The organism is Streptomyces spiroverticillatus (genome assembly GCA_014650415.1).
Taxonomy (GTDB): Bacteria; Actinomycetota; Actinomycetes; order Streptomycetales; family Streptomycetaceae; genus Streptomyces; species Streptomyces spiroverticillatus.
Genome location: BMUX01000005.1, coordinates 301,788 through 319,086 on the forward strand (window position 1 = coordinate 301,788; position 17,299 = coordinate 319,086).

A 17,299-nucleotide genomic window follows, 5' to 3' on the forward strand; every position below is an offset into this window, starting at 1 on the left:
TGCGCCCGGCGGGGCAGAACGGAAGATCAGGCCCTCGGCAGAGCCTCAGCAAGTCCTCGGGAGGGACGGGGAAGGCGGCCTCACGGGTGGCCGACGGACCTCGCCCCACGCGGGCGGTACGCGGTCGGATGCGACTGCCGCCGGTGCCAGGCGAATTCGCTCCAGTGGCGCCCGGGCTCCTCGATCCCCGCCCGGAACAGCCCGTACGCGATCCGCCGCCGCGCGGCCTCCGCCAACTCCTCCTGGAGCGCCCCGCTGCGCAACGTCGCCGCAGGCCCGAGCAGCCCCTCGACCACTGCGAGCGCACCGGCGACATCGCCGTGGTCAAGGCGTTCACGCACACCGGAAAGGCAGTGGGGATTGCGATGCGCCTCGTCGATCGCACGCAGACAGGGCAGCGGAGTTCCGGTCAGTGCGACCAGCAGCTCCTCGCGCCGCAGTTCGGCGGGATCGTGATCGAGCGGCACCAGCACCCCGTCGACCAACCCGATCCGATGCCGCGCTCCCCGACAGTCGACGTACCGGGGCTGCCCGGTGGGCGACACCTCCGCCGCCGGAGCAGGCTGATACTCCGGTACGAGTACGGAGCCGACCAACGGATGCAGCCCCCCGGCGCCGATCAACCCGGCACGCAGCAGCCCGAGATCGGGCAGCACCCAGGTCGCCGCGTCGGGCAGCACCGGCAGCCCGGACTCCAGCGGCCCGGCGTCGGCCCGCAACTCACCGCTCCCGGCATACACCAGCACCCGGTGCCGCCGCCCGACCCGCACCTGGACGACTCCGGTGTCCCGTCCCTCGGCGGGGAGGTCCTGGAGCAGGAGGCGGGCCTCCTCGACCCACCGGTCCACCGCGAGGGACTCCCGGTGCGGCAGATCGGGCAGTTGCCCGGGGCGCGGGCCGACTCCTGCCCGTGCCCCCAGCTCCCCCACCTTGCGGGCGTCCCACAGATGCCGGTGCAGGTCGAAGCGGAAGCGGCGGTCGGGGTGGGCGGCGGCCCGGGCGCCGTCCCACAGCGCCAGGCTGACTCGCTGCCCGGCGTCCGCCCAGGCGGGCGGCGTACGGACGACGAGCCACACGGCATCCGTCCCCGCCCCCTCGTACCGGGCAAGCGGAATGGTCAGCCCGGGGCGGACGAGCCCGTCGGGGGCGATCCGGGGCAGGTGCCAGCGCAGCAGATCGGGCACCAGGCACCGCAGGTCGTCGCGCACACGGGCCACGAGTTCCTTGCCGTACGCCTGTCGCACGTCCCGAAGCGGAATGTCGACGTCGACACCGGCCGCCGCGCACGCCCCGGCCCAGTCCCCGGCCCGGCGCCGGACGGCAGCGGTCTCGATCATGGAGGGCGGCACGGCGAACCTGCGGACACGCAGCCACATGGAGAGCCGGGCATCCGGCGGACTGTGCGGGCCGGGGGGAGCCAGGTGAGGCGAAGAAGAAGCGGAGAGAGCCTCGGAAACGGGTCCGGACTCCGGAAGAGGGCGGGCATCCACCGCCGCGTACTCAGTGAGCATCAGCACTCACCTTGCGCGGACGGGGCCCCCAATCGGCATACCGAAGAAGTAGTCATCGCCGGGAGCATAACCACAAGCCTGCGGAGTCGGCCAGCACTTTTCTCCACCCCTCGCCCCAAGTGCCGTCACACCCCCGCCCGTTCCCACCTCCTGAGCACCCGGGGCGCAGCGTGCGGAGCGGGCCAGATCTGGAGGCGTATCTGCTCCATGGTCGCGGGCGACCGGCCGGATTCGATGTCCGCGGCGACTGCTGCGGCGAGGTTGCGCCGGGCGGCCCGGACCCGTATCCATCCCTCGGGGACGTCGAAGCGGGCCGCGTCGTCGAAGTAGTCGCTGCATCCCAGGACGACCAACTGCCCGGACGGAGCGTCGAGTCCCGCCTCGACGACGTGGTCGTAGGCGTCGATGTCGTCGGCGGGTTCCTCGGTGAGGACGTGGACCTCGACGGCCACCGTGACGTTGACGGCGGTGCCTATGCCGATCAGTCCGTCGGCGACGGCGATTCCGTCGGCCACGGTCCGGTCGGTCCAGGCCTCCCCGAGGTCGTCCTCGGACTCCTCGTCCTGGACGTGGATCTGGTGGTAGTCGGCGAAGAGTTCGAGTTCCGTGACCATGGACCCAGCGTGCCACGGGGGTCTGACAATCCCTCCTCCGGGCAGGCACATCTGCCCCAAGGCCCCCCGCCCCGGGACCCCGGCTCAGGACGTGAAAACGCCCGCGTTCTCCCGCGCCCACTGCGCGAACGTACGCGCCGGCCGCCCCAGCAGCGAAGCCGTCGTCTCGGCCACGGGTTCTGCCTTCCCGTCGGCGGCCTCCCACCCCTTGAGCAGCGAGGAGACCATCGGCGCGGGCATGAAGGCGGTCATCTGCCGCTCCTGCTCGGCCCGGGAGATCCGCTCCACGGCGACCTCGCGGCCGATCGCGTCGCCGATGGCCGCGAGCTGCTGCCGGAAGCTGAGCGACTCGGGCCCGGTGAGGGCCAGGGAGCGGCCGGTGAGCGCGTCGCCGGTGAGGGCGGCCACCGCGACATCGGCGACGTCGTCCGGGTGGATGAACGCGAACTCGGCCTCCGGGAAGGCGAGCTGGACCGGCAGCGACTGGGTGATGGTGCGCGCCCAGCTCCGGGCGTTGCTGTCGAACGCACCCGGCCGCAGGAACGTACAGGTCAGCGCCGATTCGGCGAGCGCACGCTCGACCTGGGAGTGGTGGAGCGCGAGCGGATCGCTCTCCGCACCCGGTGCGAGGACCGAGGAGGACGACAGCAGCACGATGTGCGCGACCTCGGCGGCGACGGCGGCCTTGATCAGGTCGTCGATGCCCTCGGGGTTGGGGTAGAGGAAGACCTGCCGGACGCCGTCGAGCGCGGCGGCGAAGGTCTCCGGCCGGTCGAGCACCAGCTCGACGGTCTCGACGCCGTCCGGAACGGTCAGTTCGGCGGGACGGGCGCTGGCGGCGCGGACGGGGAGGCCGGTGGAGTGCAGCCGGTCCACAACGGCACGGCCGATCTGGCCGCGTGCGCCGGTGATGAGGAAGGTCACGAGAGACTCCATTGTTTGTTTTTCGACATATGCATGCTGACACGCACACGTTTTCACGTCAACACATGTCTGCCTGAACTCATCTAGGTACGATGTCGGCCATGACGAAAAACGCACCCGAATCCGCCGACGACCTGCTGAACGCCGCAGGTCCCGCCCTCGGCAAACTGCGGCGGTCCTCCCTGCTGGACGTGGCGAACCCCATCTCCGCCAAGGACCTGAGCCGCACGCTGGTGCTCAACATCGTCCTGGAGGCAGAGCAGGCAGGGCTGGCAGAGCAGGCGGGTCGGTCGAAGCAGGCTGGGCAGACGGACCCGCCCGCGGAACCCCGCGAGATCACCGTCGGCGGCATCGCCGCCCACCTGGGCGCGGACCCCTCCGTCGCCAGCCGGATGGTCTCGGACTGCATCGGGGCGGGTTACCTGGTCCGCGCCGCCTCCCAGCGGGACGGCCGCCGCACGGTCCTGCACCTCAGCGAGGCGGGGCGCGAGCTGATGGCCCGCTTCCGCCGCCACCAGCGTTCCGCCTTCGAGGCCATCACCGCGGATTGGGCCGAGACCGAGCGCCTCGAATTCGTCCGCCTCCTCCTGAAGTACGTGGCCTCCCAGGACGCCCTGCGCCCCTCCCGCTGAGCACACCCGCCCCTGCGGCCCACCTCTACGGCTTGCGCCACACCAGCGTGTACCGCCAGAACAGCCCCCTCCGCAGCCTCGCCCCCGGCAGCAGCGCCCGCGCCTCGCCCGCGATCCGGGCGAAGCCCATGTCCGGGGCCCGCACCGGAGCGGTCATCGAGGCGGGCCTGACCACCTTCCGCCCCTTGTTCCTGACCAGCGCCATCACGACGTTCGCCGGCAGCGAGGCCAGTCCGTACGCGTAGTCCGCCGCCGATTCCTCACGCGCGCACCCGACCACCACCAACGTCCCCCCGGGCGCGAGCCGTTCCGCGAACACCTCCAGTGCCTCCCGGAACGGCAGGTGGTGCAGCACCGCTACACAGGTGATGACGTCGTACGGCCCGGGCGGCAACTCCTTCACCGCGTCCCCCACCGCGTAGCTCACGGGCAGCTCCGGCGGGGTGAGCTTCCGGGCCCGCTCCACGATCCCGGCGTCGGAGTCGACTCCGCGCACGGTCCCCCCTCGTACCGCCAGCGACCGCACCAGGTCCCCGCTCCCGCACCCGATGTCGAGCGCACTCCCGAACCGCGCGGGCAACTGCCGGAGGATCCAAGGGTGGTAGTGGGCGTTGTGGTCCCAGGGCCGCTCGGCATGGAACCGGTCGAGGGCCCGGAGGAATCGCTTCAGCGGTCTCGTCATCCGAGGATTCCATCACCCCCGACAGGACCGCTCCGCCCCCGGCCCGGCGAAGATGGCCGGATGGATCACAGCGACACAAGGACCATGGCAGCGGCGGCCCCCCTCCTCGATCGCGCCCGCGCCCTGTGGGCGGAACTCGCGGGCGTGCCGGTGCAGTTCGGATCCGCCGGTGACGAGCGGGTCCTGGTCTCGCCCGCGTCGCGGTGGTGTCCGCCGTCGTGGTGCGGTTTCGTACGGATGGGGAGTGCGGCCCTGGTGACCGTGCCGGACCGGAGGACCGCCCTCCGGGTGTCGGAGGCGACGCACGGCCTGCCGCCCGAGGCACTCGTCGACCCGGCGCGCCTGTCCCTGCCCCTGCGGGAAGTCCTCGGTCCCGCCGCCCTGTTCTACGCGGACCGGAACACCTTCCTCCCCTCCCACCCCTCCCACGAAGGGGCCGGCGTCGAGCAGCACCCCGACGCCGCCCGCGCCCTGGGACCGCTGCTGGCGCGGGTCGACCGGGCGGACGCCGACGAGAGCGCGCTGGCGGACATCGACTCTCCCGCCTTCTGCCTGAGCAGCGGCGGCGAGCTCGTGGCCGCCGCCGGATACGAGGTCTGGCCCGGACCGGCCGCGCACCTGAGCGTGCTGGTCGCGCCGGACCTCCGGCGGCGCGGCCTGGCCCGTACCGTGGCGTCGGCAGCGGTGGCCCATGCGCTGGACGCGGGGCTGCTGGCGCAGTGGAGGGCGCGGCCCATTCCCTCGCAGCGGGTGGCACGGGCGCTGGGCTTCCAGGAGTTGGGGGCGCAGTTGAGCGTGCGGATCTAGCCCCGCACCCCCACCGTGCCTTTCACCCCACCCGCATCTCCAGCACCTGCCCCGGCCACTCCCCCACCACGAACGGCTCGGTGCGGACGAAGCCGTTCCGCTCGTAGTACGCGACCAGCTCGCCCCCGCCGCCCGCCCAGCAGTCGACCCGGAGCAGGTCCACCTCGGCCTTCCGGGTCACCTCCACCGCGTGGGCCAGGAGCACCGAGCCGATGCCCTGGCCGACCCGCTGCCGGTCGGTGATCAGCAGGCGGACGTACCGCTCGGGCTCGGTGATCGGGGCGATCTCGACCTGGGGTCCCGGCTCGGTGCCGAGCACCACCGCGCCGACCAGCGCACCGTCCAGCTCGGCGACGTACGCCTCGTGCTCGGTCGTGTAGCGCTCGACCCGTTCCACGCCGCCGGGCTTCTGCGAGTACGGAGTCGTGCCCCACTGCTGGGTGTTGCCGCGTGCGTTCATCCAGGCCACGGCCCCGTCGAGCAGGTCGAGGATGGCCGGTACGTCGTCGATGCAGCCGGGGCGGATGTGAAGTGCGGGGCTGGTGTGAGTCATGGGGGAAAGCCTAGGGACCGGTGCCGCGCGGGTAAACCGTTGGCCGACTCCCCTGTACGGGACCTACGTTGGGCCTCATGGGCCATGCGAAGACCTCGTACGTCTGCCTCGACTGCCGCGTCTCGTACAAGCAGCCGTACGACTGGAAGCACGACCGGCAGCGGATCTGTCCGCGCTGCACCGAGCCGTTGATCCACGCCGGTTCGGCCTTCGCCGCGCCCAAGCGGCGGGACGTCAACGCCTGGCGGGCGCTCGGTGTGCTGCTCCACGCAGGAGTCGGATTCCACAGCAGCTGCTGCGGCGGGCCCGGCTTCCGGCCCCGCACCGTGCGCGAGGTGCGCGAGCGCCTGACCACGGGCCGCCGCACGGGCACGCCCGACGCACAGGCACTCACCTGGCGGGACATGCCGTAGGGGGAGGGACCGGACCGGCCCCTCCCCCTCGCCTGCGTGTGCGGCTACTGCCTGCCCGCCCCCGCCTCCAGGGGTCGCACCCTGAGCAGAGCCCGGGTCGGGAACGCCGTCGCGACCACGGTGAGCAGAACCGTTCCCACCGCCAGCGGCACGGCGACCGCCATCGGAATGTGGGGGCCCGACCCCGTGACGCCCCGTGCGATCGGCAGCAGCGTGATCCCGGCGATCGCGGACCCGAGGATCAGCCCGGTCCCGGCGACCAGCAGCGCCTCCCAGCGCATCATGCCCCTGACCTGGCGGCGGGTCGTGCCGGACAGCCGCAGCAGCCCGACCTCACGGCGGCGCTCCAGGACCGTCATCACGAGGGTGTTGACGGCGGCGACGGCGGCGAACCCGCCGAGCACCGCCGCCATGACCGTGTTCGCCCACGCGCCGAGTTCCTGGGCGAGGTCGGCCTGGACCCCGTACCCGGCCGCATCACTGACGGCCGCCGAGGGAACGAACCGCTGCAAGTCCTTCGCCAGCGCTCCCTGTTCGGCCCCGGCCTTCGCCGCGACGAGCACCTGGGTGTCGTACGGAGCCGTCACATGCGCCACCACGTCGGCCCGCGGAAACAGCACCAGGCCCACGCCCAGACCCCTGTCGTACGTCGCCACCACCTTCGGCGTCACCTTCGTCCCGTCACCGAGGCGCAGCGGGACGCGGTCACCGGTCCGCACGCCCAGGTTCTCGGCGAACCTGGCGTCCAGGGCGACGGTGTTCTTGGCCAGGGCCCCGAAGGAACCGCTGGTCAGCCCCAGGTCGAGCACCTTCGGCAGGGCGGCGGGGTTGCCGGAGACGCCCAGGGCCGGCGCCGTCGCCAGGTTCTGCATGGACTCGTAGACCACCCCGGTACGGAGGATTCCGGTGGCGCTCTCGACGCCCGGAAGCGCGGCTGCGTACCCGGCGGTCTCAGCCGGAAGGCCGGCGCCGGAACCGGCGGTCAGGACGCGGTCGGCGACGACCGCCTCGGAGACATTGCGCGCCGAGGCTTCGCGGATGCTGCTCTGCATGAAGACGAGCGTTCCGCAGAAGGCGATCACCATCACGATCGGCGTGATCGCGGACGCCAAACGCCTCGCATTGGCCCGGGTGTTGTCCGCGGACAACGATCCGGACGCCCCCAATGCGCCCGATTTGAGCGGAAAAGAAAGGAATCCTGTGCCCAATTGAGCAATTATCGGGCCCAGCAGAGCCACCCCTACCAGGAAGCACATCACCACCCCGAGCGCGGTGACCGCGGCCGCGTCACCACCGAGCTGCGAGGCGACGGCCGCCATCGCCGCGCCTCCCGCACAGAACCCGATGCCGAATCCGACCCGCACCTTGCCCAGCGTCGCGGACGGCACGGCCGCCTCACCCAGCGCCAGCCCCGGCCGCAGTTTCGACGGCTTGCGGGCGGCGAGGCGCCCCGCACCGAGGGCGGACAGGACACTGATCAGCACGGCGGCGACGACCGGCAGCACGCCCGTCTCCAGCGAGATCTGCGGCGGCACCGCACCCCGCTCCACCAGCTCGTCGAACCACCAACGGGCCAGCGCGTATCCGGGAATCGCCCCCAACAGCCCGGCTGCCGGAGCCAGCAGCATCGCCTCGGTCGCGATGGTCCGCCGGATCTGCTTCGGCGTCGCACCGATGGCCCTGAGCAGCGCGAACTCGCGGGCGCGCTGGTTCGTGGCGAGGGCGAGGGTGCCCATGACGACGAACACGGCGGTCATGGCGGCGATCCCGCCGAACGATCCCCCGAGGCCCAGCAGATACGTCTTGCCCGCCGCGAGCGCGGGGAACTCGGCGCCGCCCCGGTCCGCGCCGGTCAGCACCTGCGCCTTGTCCCCGACGGCCTGCTCGACCTGCGCGGCGAGCGCGTCCGCGGCCGTCCCCGGCTTCGGGGTGACGAGGATGGCGTCGGCCTTTCCGGGGTGCCCGGAGAGCCGGTCGGCGGTCGGCGCGGCGAACCAGGCCTGGGTGCCGAGCGGTGAGGGGGCGGCCAGCCCGGAGACGGTGTAGGTCCCGGTACCGCCGGGGGCGGTGAGACGGATGCGGTCGCCGGTCTTCACCCCGGCCTGCCCGGCGGCCTGCCGGTCGAGCACGACTTCCCGGGCGGCGGGCGCGCGGCCCGCGACGAGGGATCCCGCGGCGGCGATGTTCCCGCCGGTCAGCGAGCGGCTCTGCTGCTTCGCCGCCTGCTGCTGAACGGGGAAGGACGCGTCCGGCACCGCCGAGGCGACACCGGGGCGGGCGGCGATCCGTACCGCCAAAGCGGTGTCCACCCGACCGCGTTCGGGCAGCGGGGCGTAGATCGTCTGCTCGTTCTCACTGCCCCGGTTCACGGTCAGGGAGGTGTAGGGGTCCGCCGCGACGACGACGGGGGCGTGCGCGTACCGCACCGGGTCGGCCTTCGCGAGGATGCCGGTCTGGAGGAGGGCGCCGCAGCCCGCGAGGACGGCGGCACCGAGGAGGAGGGCGACGAAGCTGCCCACGAAGGAGGCCGGGCGGAAGCGGACCGCCGCCCGGGCGAGGCCGTTGCTCACGCCGCGACTCCCGCGAAGGAGCGTGCGGTGGCGAGGTCTGCCATGCGCGCGGCCACCGACTGCGGGTCGGGGCGGTGCAGTTCACCGGCGAGCGCGCCGTCGGCGAGGAAGAGGACGCGGTCGGCGTGCGAGGCGGCGACCGGGTCGTGGGTGACCATGACGACGGTCGCGCCCAGGGAGTCGACCGCCCGGCGCAGCAGCGCCAGCACCTCCTGCGCGGCCTGCGTGTCGAGCGCGCCGGTCGGTTCGTCGGCGAAGACGACCTCGGGGCGGGTGATCAATGCGCGGGCGATGGCGACGCGCTGCTGCTGCCCGCCGGAGAGCTGGCCGGGACGGCGGTCGCCGTGCGCGGGCAGACCGACCTCGGTGAGGAGCTGCTGGGCCAGCGCGCGGTCCTGCCTGACGCCCGCGAGGCGCTGCGGCAGCAGGACGTTCTGGGCGACGGTCAGGGAGGGCAGCAGGTTGAAGGACTGGAAGACGAAGCCGATGCGGGAGCGGCGGAGTTCGGTGAGCCGGTCCTCGCGGAGGCGTGCGATGGACTCGCCGCCGAGGAGCACGTCGCCGGAGGTGGGCCGGTCAAGGCCGGCCGCGCACTGGAGGAAGGTCGACTTCCCGGAGCCCGAGGGGCCCATGACGGCGGTGAAGCCGCCGCGCGGCAGGGAGAGGTCGATGCCGCGCAGGGCGTGCACGGTATTGGAGCCGCGCCCGTAAGTGCGGACGACGGAGCGCAGCTCGACGGCGGCGGGTGCGGGCGGCTGGAAGCCGGCCGAGTACCCCTGGGCCGCGGGGTGCTCCGGGTACGCCGGGGCGGTGTGGTGCTCCGGGTACGCCGGGGCCTCGCTCCTGGGGCGCTTCGTACGCGTCTCGGTGTGCGTGCGGTCTCGACGCAAGGCCATGACGTCCCTTTCTGCACGGCTCGCTCGCAAAGGTCCGAGCCGGGGTGGTGTGGTGCTGCTGGTGCGTGATGTCTCCACCGTAGAAATCCGCGACCGCGGGAGGAATGGGGTCAGCCACGCTCTGTGGGGTGGTGCTAGCCCCCCTGCGCGAGCGGGGTTCAGGCTCCTCGGTTCCCGCTTTTCCGGAAAGAAATGCAAAGCCTTGTGAAGGTGCCGTGAAGCACTAAAACCGCAGGTCAGACCGGAAATAGCGAGGCGTTAGCGGAACGTAAGCGGAACGACAGGACAGGGGCTGAAGCTGAAGGCAGACCAGGTGCTTGCACGTTGCACCGACCAGTCCGCCGCACTCCAGGGGGAGCCCCACATGCGTACGTCCGTCCGTCGTCCCGCCGTTCTTGCCGCCGCCGCGGTCGCCGCCCTCAGCCTCTCGCTCACCGCCTGCAACGGTGACGACAAGGCCGCCGGAAGCGCCGCTTCCCCGTCCGCCGCCTCGGAGCAGTCGTCGCCGGGGGCGACCGCCGGAACGGACAAGTCCGCCGACCCGAGCGCCGACGGCAAGACCTCGGACAAGGCTTCGGACGGCAAGGGCCAGGCCAAGGACGGCGCGGGTTCGGGCAGCGCATCCGGCTCCGGCAGGACGGGCTCCTCCGCCTCCCAGGCCGGCGCCAAGAAGTCCGGCAAGGGCAACGCCCCCGCCTGCACCGTCGACGACGTGAAGATGTCCGCGAAGACGAACGCCGAGCCGCCCTTCAGCTACCTCGAGCTGACCGCCAAGAACACCTCCGGCCGCACCTGCCAGCTGGTGGACTACCCGCAGGTCACCTTCGGCGACTTCCACACCGCCAAGGTCATTCCGGCCGTCGCCAAGAGCAAGCCGGAGGTCCCGATCGTGCTGGAGCCGGGCGCGCCCGCCTACGCCATGATCAAGATCAACTACGGGGGCGTGGACGAGGACAGCGTCCAGCTCAAGGAGTTCAACGTGCAGGTCTTCGCCAAGGGCGGCGGCCCCCAGGAGGGCGCCGAGATCGTCTCCGTGCCGCGCGGCTTCCAGGTCGACGAGAAGAACGCCAAGACCGGCTACTGGACGTACGAGTTCCGCAACGGCGCCGACGACTTCTAGTCCCTCGGGGCCAGTCACCCCGGGCTCCCAGCCACCCGGGGCCCGACGCCCCCTCTCGTCACCTTGGGCCCGACGCCCCTCCCCCAGAACGGCCGCCCCGTACGGATCCCCCATCCGGACGGGGCGGCTCCCTTTTGCCTGACGGCGGCTGCGAGAAAGGTCCCTGACGGGTCATGACATCCTGGAGCGTCACGACTCGCCGGAGGGGATCGGCGAGCATCCGGGAGCTCCGAGGCTCCTGGGGGCTTTGGGGTTACGGGGAACATCGATGAGGCTCTGCTTCCTGGTGGAAGAGCACTACCGGCACGACGGCATGCCCCGCGAGGTGATCGGCCGGCTGACCTCCTGGGGTCACCGGGTGGACGTGGTGCGACCGGGCGGCTCCCTGCTGGAGATGGGCGAGGCGGTACGGGCCGGGACGCACGACGCCTGGGTGCTGAAGACCGTCTCCGGCGGCCCCGGGCTCACCCTCCTGGAAGCCGCCGCCGAGGCCGGGCTGACCACCGTCAACGACGCCCGCTCGATACGTCGCGTACGCGACAAGGCCCTGGCGGCGGCGATCGGCCGCAGCCACGGTCTGCCCCTCCCGCCGACCTACGCGGCGGCCTCCCCCCAACTCCTCACCGCGATACCCGAATCGGCATACCCGCTGGTCGTCAAGCCCGCCGACGGCAGCGCCGGTCGCGCGGTCCACCTCGTCCCCACCCCTCAGCGACTCACCGCACTGCTCCCCGAACTGTCCGGCGAGGGCATGCTGATCGCCCAGCCCTACGTACCCAACGCGGGCGTCGACCTCAAGGTCTACAGCGTCGGCGGCGAGCTGTACGCCACCGAGCGCCGCTCCCCGCTCCACCCCGACCACCCGGCACGCGAACGCCGCGTCGTACTCCCGGCCGAGGTCGTACAGACCGTCGTACGGGTGGGGGAGGTGTACGGGCTCGATCTGTACGGAGTGGACGTGCTGCTGGGGCCGGACGGGCCGGTGGTCGTGGACGTGAACGACTTCCCCAGCTTCCGCCGGGTCCCGGACGCGGCGGGACAGGTGGCACGGGCGGTGCTGGAACTCGCGCGGAGGGGACCGGAGTTGCCGGTGATCGGCGACGCGGGGGTGTCGAGAGTTGAGTCCCTTCAGTCCCTTTCGGGAGCGAATCAGTACATTTCAGGCTCAGATAAGGACGTTTCGGGTGCCGTGCGGGCTCATTCGGTCCCTTCACGGTCCCTTTCGGGGGTGGTTCAGTCCCTCCCGGACCCCGTTGAGTCCCTCCCGGTCCCTGTTGAGTCCCTCCCGGACCCTGTTCAGTCCCTTTCGCGGACGGCGCCCCTCGGTACGCCGATGCAGGTGGTCTCGGGTGAGGGCATATGAGGGTCGGACTGATCACGCCCCGGCCGGATCATCCGCTCCTGGCCGCGACCTCCGCGCTGCTGACCGCCGCCGGTCACGAAGTCCTCGTACAAGATCCTTTCTCGGAGGACGCGGAGACAGAAGCGGACGTCTACCTCCTCAAGGCCCGGACACCCCACGCACTCGCCCTCGCACGTGCGCTGGAGCGGCGCGGTGCCCGAGTGGTGAACTCCGCCGGAGCGACGGCACTCCTCCAGGACCGTACGACCATGGCGGGCCTGGCCCGGAGCGCCGGACTCCCCTTCGCCCCCACCCGTACCTTCGCCTCGCTCGCCGACTTCGCGGCGGGCCCTCCGCCCGCCGGGCCCGTGGTGGTCAAGAGCCGCCACAGCCGCAAGGACGACCTGGTCGCCCGCGTCGACACCCCTCGCGACCTGCGGGAACTGGCCGCCCGGTACCCGCACGAGCCCGTCGTGGTCCAGGAGTTCGTCCCGAACGACGGCTGGGACGAGAAGCTGTGGGCCGTCGGCCGGCACGTCTTCTCCGCACACCGCCGCTCCGAACTGGCCCTCGACGAACTCGACGAACTGGACGACTTCGGCACCCCGCCCGCGCCCCGCGACCGGACCGGCCTGGTGCACCGGGTGGGCGAGGTGTTCGGGCTCCAGGTGTACGGGGTCGATGTGATCGGTACGGAGGACGGCACTCCGCTCATCGTCGACATCAACGCCTTCCCCGGCATCCGGGGCCAGGCGGGCGCCCCCGAGGCACTGGCCGCGCTGACACTGGAGCCGGGCACGGCTACCCTTCCCACATGTCGATCATGAACACGACCAACGACGCCCAACTCGCGCTGTCCGCCGCCCAGTCGGGGTCCGCCGTGGTCCGCAAGCTGTACGGGGCTCCGCTGGACCGCGTCGAGAAGTCCGCCGGGGACTTCGCCACCGAGGCGGACCTGGCGGCCGAGCGCACCATGCTGGACCTGCTGCGTGCCGCGCGCCCCGAGGACGCGGTGACGGGCGAGGAGAGCGGGGCCACCGGGACGGCCGACACGCGGCGCCGCTGGCTGGTCGACCCTTTGTGCGGCACGTTGAACTACGCCGTGCAGAACATGCTGGTCGGAGTGAACGTCGCCCTGCGCGAGACCGGTTCGGGGATCACGGCGGCAGCGACGGCCGACCCGTTCAACGACGAGGTGTTCTGGACGGACGGCACCCGCGCCCGCCTCCGCAGGGGCGATACGGACACCGACCTGCGGCCGTCCCCGGACTCCTGCCTGGTCGACCTGAACCTCGACCCTCCGTTCCCCGCCTTCCCGCCTGCCCGTCTGCTCACCGCCCCCGGCTTCGCCGAGCGCTTCCGGCCGCGCGTGGTCTCCACCACCCTGGCGCTGGCCTGGGTGGCGGCCGGCCGCCGCGCCGCGTACGTCACCGACGGCGGCGACCTGCGCGAAAGCGTGCACTTCGCAGCCGGAATCGCACTGTGCGAGGCGGCGGGATGCACGGTGACGGGCCTCGACGGCCTGCCGCTCGCGTCGAGTGCGGGTGGGCTGGTGGCTGCGGCGGACGCGGCGACGCATACGGCGCTGATGGAGCTGATCCGGCGCGCGTAGCGGCAGGTCAGGCCGCAGCCGCGAGCCGGAAGCGCACGCCGGTCGTCTCCTCCGACAGTTCCCAGAGCCTGCGGCCGGTCGCGGGATCGGCCGCGGCCGGGGCGATCTCCACGCGCTTCGGCGCGCCCCGGAGTTCCGCGAGACCGCCGGGCCCGATGAAGTCGCCTCCCGCCACCCCTTCGGCGGTCGCGGCGTACAGCTGGGGCAGCGCGCCCCGTTCCGGCGACTGGGCGAGGAGCGGGTTGCCGATGCGCCCGAACACCAGGCGCCAGATACCGATCGGCCCGTTCAGCTGAAGTCCGGTGGCGGTGTATCCGGGGTGGGCGAGCACACTGCGCACGGAACTTCCCGCCCCGGCCAGCCGACGGTGCAACTCATGGCCGAAGACCGCATTGGCCAGCTTCGACTGGTTGTACGCCCCCATGGCGGAGTACGCACGCGCACCGTGCAGATCGTCGAAATCGATCCGGGCCTTGCGGTGATTGACCGAACTGACCGTCACGACACGGGCGTCACCCCCGCCCTGAGCTGCGGCGTCGAGCAGGTCGAGCAGTAAGCCCGTGAGGGCGAAGTGGCCGAGGTGGTTGCAGGCCAGTTGCAGCTCGTGCCCCTGTGCGCTGAGCGTGCGGGGCGGGGCCATCACTCCGGCGTTGTTGACGAGGACATCGAGGCGGGTGCGGTCGGCGTGCAGCCGCTCGGCGAAGGCGCGTACGGAGTCGAGGTCGGCGAGGTCGAGGCGGCGCACTTCCAGGCGGGCGTCCGGCAGTTGTTCACGCAGGGAGGCCACCGTCCGGTGGCCCTTGGCCTCGTCCCGTACGGCGAGGATCACTTCCGCACCACGCCGGGCGAGGGCGCGGGTGGTGGCGAGACCGAGTCCGCCGGTGGCGCCGGTGACGACGCACAGACGGCCGCTCTGGTCGGGAATCCGCTCGGCGGTCCAGGGCTGGGGAGAGTCGAGTTCCTTCATGCGGCAGAGAATGCCGTTGGTGTCACTTGGTGTCAAGACGCTACCGAGTGCCACTCTCGGCATGTTGTGTAGCATGGCCGCATGACCTCCCGCCCCGAAGCCGCCGTCAGCCTGGCCGAGCGCAAGCGCCGGCTCGTCGCGGACGAACTCGCCGAAGCGGCCATGCAGTTGCTGGCCCAGAAGGGTTTCGACGCGGTCACCGTGGACGAAATCGTGGCGGCGGCCGGAGTGTCGAAGCGGACGTTCTTCCGGTACTTCGCATCCAAGGAAGACGTCGTCGTACGCTTCCTCGCCGACCTGGGCTCCGGCATCCGCGCGGAACTCGCGGCCCGCCCGGCGGACGAATCCCCGTCCCTGGCGCTGCGGCACTCGGTCTCGGTGCCGTTGGCCGCCTGCGCGGACCACTCGGACCGGGCACTGCACGTGGTCCAGCTGATCCTTCGGACACCCGCCCTGCACGCCCGCTTCCTGGAGCGCCAGGCGCAGTGGCGCGAGGACCTGACCGAGGAACTGGCCGCCCGTCACGGACTGGACTCCGCCTCGGCCCTCTACCCAGCACTGGCCGCCGGGACCGCGCTGACCGCCTTCAACACGGTGCTCCAGCACTGGAGCGAGAGCGACGGCGACCGTGACGCCCTGCAACTGATCGCCGAGGCCTTCACCGTGATCGCCCCGGCCCTCGACGGCCCGGACTCCGGCACGTCGGCCGTCTGACCCTCCTCGGCCCGTACCCCTGCGGCGGAAATCACCGCGGTGACACGAACCCCGACTCGTACGCCGCGATGACAGCCTGCGTCCGGTCGCGCGCCCCCAGCTTGGCGAGGATCGCGCTCACATGAGTCTTCACCGTCTCGGCACCCACCACCAGCTTCTTCGCGATCTCCAGGTTGTTCATGCCCCTGGCCATCAGCCTGAGTACCGCCTCCTCCCGCTCTGTGAGCGCCGCCCGGCGCATGGACTCGCGTGCCTTGGTACTGCCGTACTCCGCGGCCAGGGCACGCACCGCCGCCGGGAACAGCAACGACTCCCCCTCGGCGACGAGCCGCACCGCGTTGACGACTTCGGCGGGCCGGGACCGCTTCAGCAAAAACCCGTCGGCCCCCGCGCGCAGCGCCTCGTACACGTACTCGTCGTTCTCGAAGGTGGTAATCACCAGGATCTTCGGCGGATCGGTCACCGTGCGCAGCACGGCGCGCGTGGCCTCTATGCCGTCCATCAGCGGCATCCGTACGTCCATCGCCACGACGTCCGGGCGCAGTTGCCGCACCAGTGGAATGACGGCAGCCCCATCTGCTGCCTCGCCTACCACCTCGATGTCGGGCTGGGCCTCCATCACCACACGCAGTCCGGCACGGACGAGGGGCTCGTCGTCGACGAGAAGAACGCGGACGGGCATCGGACCACTCCCCTTCATGCTCGTGCCGAGAGCGGCAGGCTCGCGTGCACCCGCCACTCCCCGTCGTACGGACCGGTCTTGGCGCTGCCTCCCAGAAGCACCGCCCGCTCCCGGATGCCCCGCAATCCGCTGCCGCCGCCCATCGATGCGGCGGTAGCACCGAGGGGATTGGTCACCGCGAGCTCCAGCCTGCCCTCGACGACCTCGATCCGCACCCTGACCGGTGCCGGGCCCGCATGCCGCAGCACGTTGGTCAGCGACTCCTGAAGAATGCGGTACCCCTCGCGCGAGACGGGGGCCGGCAGATCGGCCAGGGTCGGGGGCAGTTCGGCGTGCACATCGTTGCCGGAGGCCCGCGCGGAGTCGAGGAGTCGGTCGGCCTCGGCGAGTGTCGGACGGCTCCCGACGGGGACGTCGGACTCCCGCAGGACACGCAGTACGCGCTCCAGGTCGTCCAGGGCGTCCCGTCCGGTCTCCTCGATGGCGGCCAACGCGCGTTCGGTGAACGCGGGGCTCCCCGCTTCCCGGGCGGCCCCCGCCTGCACCACCGCCACGGTCAGGGCGTGGCCGATGGAGTCGTGCAGTTCGCGGGCGATGCGGTTGCGTTCCAGCAGTTGTTCCGTCCGCTCCTCCAGGGCGGTCAGCCGCTCCCCCGGGGAGGGGCCGAGCATCCGGTGAGCAATGACCATGATCAGTTCACCCAGGCCGACGAGAACACCGAGTCCTGCCAGCAGGGGGATCGGGGCGAGCAGGGCGTACTGCCAGTGCGACTGCGCCACCGTGAGCAGTTGGGCCGGTCCGGTGCCACCGCTGATCGACGCGGAGATCAGGTCGAGGGTGAGCATGGGCGCCCACACGGCGGCGAGAAGAGCCACGGTGCTGAGGAGCAGCCGTATCTCCAGCCACAGCACCGTCCGGCCCCGGTCCCGCCAGGTCACGGACGGCGCGGCCCGTATGACGGAATGCGGCCTGCCCCGCAGGCGCAGCGGAACAAGGAGCAGCTGCGCCTGGACTCCCTCGGCGAGCCGCACGGCGGGAATGAGCCCGAGCGGTATCAGCAGCAGCGCGACCACCCAGGGGTCGTCGGGCATGACGTACATCCACACCGCTAAACCCAGCACCGGGATGAGCAGGTGCACCCACCTCGCGTAGGTGACCTGCCGGGTGAACGGCCGGACCAGCGGCCGGATCAAGCGCATCATGCGTCCATCCTGGCAGCGGTCGGGAGGGTCGCGGCTCCCCCATTTGGGGGAGCCGCGA

Annotated in this window: 18 protein-coding genes; 8 read left to right on the plus strand and 10 right to left on the minus strand. The window is 71.8% G+C overall.

The window, feature by feature from the left end; genetic code table 11:
• Window positions 1-80: 80 nt before the first annotated feature.
• From IE269_RS15930 to IE269_RS15940, 3 genes are all read right to left on the minus strand, one after another.
• On the minus strand, window positions 81-1,376 hold the full coding sequence (locus tag IE269_RS15930) for a hypothetical protein (protein ID WP_229897793.1): 1,296 nt from the start codon (window positions 1,374-1,376) through the stop codon (window positions 81-83).
• Between the two features lie 260 nt (window positions 1,377-1,636).
• Complete coding sequence (locus tag IE269_RS15935; protein ID WP_189823601.1) at window positions 1,637-2,125, minus strand: hypothetical protein; 489 nt, start codon at window positions 2,123-2,125, stop codon at window positions 1,637-1,639.
• A gap of 84 nt (window positions 2,126-2,209) precedes the next feature.
• Complete coding sequence (locus IE269_RS15940) at window positions 2,210-3,049, minus strand: NAD(P)H-binding protein (protein WP_189823602.1); 840 nt, start codon at window positions 3,047-3,049, stop codon at window positions 2,210-2,212.
• A 101-nt stretch (window positions 3,050-3,150) separates the two neighbouring features.
• On the opposite strand from IE269_RS15940, the gene IE269_RS15945 reads away from it, so the two are divergent.
• Window positions 3,151-3,681 carry a MarR family winged helix-turn-helix transcriptional regulator gene (locus IE269_RS15945; RefSeq protein ID WP_189823603.1) on the plus strand — a complete coding sequence of 177 codons (531 nt, stop codon included), beginning with the start codon at window positions 3,151-3,153 and terminating at the stop codon, window positions 3,679-3,681.
• 25 nt (window positions 3,682-3,706) lie between these two features.
• Here the strand turns inward: IE269_RS15945 and IE269_RS15950 are convergent, their stop codons facing one another.
• Complete coding sequence (locus tag IE269_RS15950) at window positions 3,707-4,363, minus strand: class I SAM-dependent methyltransferase (protein WP_189823604.1); 657 nt, start codon at window positions 4,361-4,363, stop codon at window positions 3,707-3,709.
• A gap of 84 nt (window positions 4,364-4,447) precedes the next feature.
• Between IE269_RS15950 and IE269_RS15955 the strand changes: the two genes are divergently transcribed.
• Complete coding sequence (locus IE269_RS15955; protein WP_189823605.1) at window positions 4,448-5,170, plus strand: GNAT family N-acetyltransferase; 723 nt, start codon at window positions 4,448-4,450, stop codon at window positions 5,168-5,170.
• A gap of 22 nt (window positions 5,171-5,192) precedes the next feature.
• Here the strand turns inward: IE269_RS15955 and IE269_RS15960 are convergent, their stop codons facing one another.
• Window positions 5,193-5,723 (minus strand): GNAT family N-acetyltransferase, encoded by a 531-nt coding sequence (locus IE269_RS15960; protein ID WP_189823606.1) that lies wholly within the window; start codon window positions 5,721-5,723, stop codon window positions 5,193-5,195.
• 77 nt (window positions 5,724-5,800) lie between these two features.
• Here IE269_RS15960 and IE269_RS15965 point away from each other — a divergent pair, with 77 nt between their 5' ends.
• Window positions 5,801-6,136: a deoxyxylulose-5-phosphate synthase gene (locus tag IE269_RS15965; protein ID WP_189823607.1), complete on the plus strand. Its 336-nt coding sequence runs from the start codon at window positions 5,801-5,803 to the stop codon at window positions 6,134-6,136.
• A 44-nt stretch (window positions 6,137-6,180) separates the two neighbouring features.
• Here IE269_RS15965 and IE269_RS15970 read toward each other — a convergent pair whose 3' ends face one another.
• Both IE269_RS15970 and IE269_RS15975 read right to left on the minus strand, forming a co-directional pair.
• Complete coding sequence (locus tag IE269_RS15970) at window positions 6,181-8,706, minus strand: ABC transporter permease (protein WP_189823608.1); 2,526 nt, start codon at window positions 8,704-8,706, stop codon at window positions 6,181-6,183.
• A complete protein-coding gene (locus IE269_RS15975) occupies window positions 8,703-9,602 on the minus strand; it encodes an ABC transporter ATP-binding protein (protein ID WP_189823609.1) in 900 nt (299 codons plus the stop codon). Before IE269_RS15975 ends, IE269_RS15970 begins: the two co-directional genes overlap by 4 nt.
• 364 nt (window positions 9,603-9,966) lie before the next feature.
• Between IE269_RS15975 and IE269_RS15980 the strand changes: the two genes are divergently transcribed.
• The 4 genes from IE269_RS15980 (at window position 9,967) to IE269_RS15995 (ending at window position 13,676) form a co-directional block, all read left to right on the plus strand.
• Window positions 9,967-10,722: a DUF4232 domain-containing protein gene (locus IE269_RS15980; RefSeq protein WP_189823610.1), complete on the plus strand. Its 756-nt coding sequence runs from the start codon at window positions 9,967-9,969 to the stop codon at window positions 10,720-10,722.
• Between the two features lie 268 nt (window positions 10,723-10,990).
• Complete coding sequence (locus tag IE269_RS15985) at window positions 10,991-12,085, plus strand: ATP-grasp domain-containing protein (RefSeq protein ID WP_189823611.1); 1,095 nt, start codon at window positions 10,991-10,993, stop codon at window positions 12,083-12,085.
• Window positions 12,082-12,891: an ATP-grasp domain-containing protein gene (locus IE269_RS15990; protein ID WP_189823612.1), complete on the plus strand. Its 810-nt coding sequence runs from the start codon at window positions 12,082-12,084 to the stop codon at window positions 12,889-12,891. The genes IE269_RS15985 and IE269_RS15990 overlap by 4 nt, the downstream gene beginning before the upstream one ends.
• Entirely contained in the window at window positions 12,879-13,676 is a 798-nt protein-coding gene (locus IE269_RS15995; protein ID WP_229897740.1) for an inositol monophosphatase family protein, read from the plus strand. The genes IE269_RS15990 and IE269_RS15995 overlap by 13 nt, the downstream gene beginning before the upstream one ends.
• A 7-nt stretch (window positions 13,677-13,683) precedes the next feature.
• Here IE269_RS15995 and IE269_RS16000 read toward each other — a convergent pair whose 3' ends face one another.
• Window positions 13,684-14,643, minus strand: coding sequence for an oxidoreductase (locus IE269_RS16000; RefSeq protein WP_189823613.1), 960 nt, complete (start codon window positions 14,641-14,643; stop codon window positions 13,684-13,686).
• An 81-nt stretch (window positions 14,644-14,724) separates the two neighbouring features.
• On the opposite strand from IE269_RS16000, the gene IE269_RS16005 reads away from it, so the two are divergent.
• On the plus strand, window positions 14,725-15,357 hold the full coding sequence (locus IE269_RS16005; protein ID WP_189823614.1) for a TetR family transcriptional regulator: 633 nt from the start codon (window positions 14,725-14,727) through the stop codon (window positions 15,355-15,357).
• 31 nt (window positions 15,358-15,388) lie between these two features.
• Here IE269_RS16005 and IE269_RS16010 read toward each other — a convergent pair whose 3' ends face one another.
• Window positions 15,389-16,039, minus strand: coding sequence for a response regulator transcription factor (locus IE269_RS16010; protein WP_189823615.1), 651 nt, complete (start codon window positions 16,037-16,039; stop codon window positions 15,389-15,391).
• Window positions 16,040-16,053: 14 nt separating this feature from the next.
• A complete protein-coding gene (locus tag IE269_RS16015) occupies window positions 16,054-17,241 on the minus strand; it encodes a sensor histidine kinase (protein ID WP_189823616.1) in 1,188 nt (395 codons plus the stop codon).
• Window positions 17,242-17,299 lie beyond the last annotated feature (58 nt).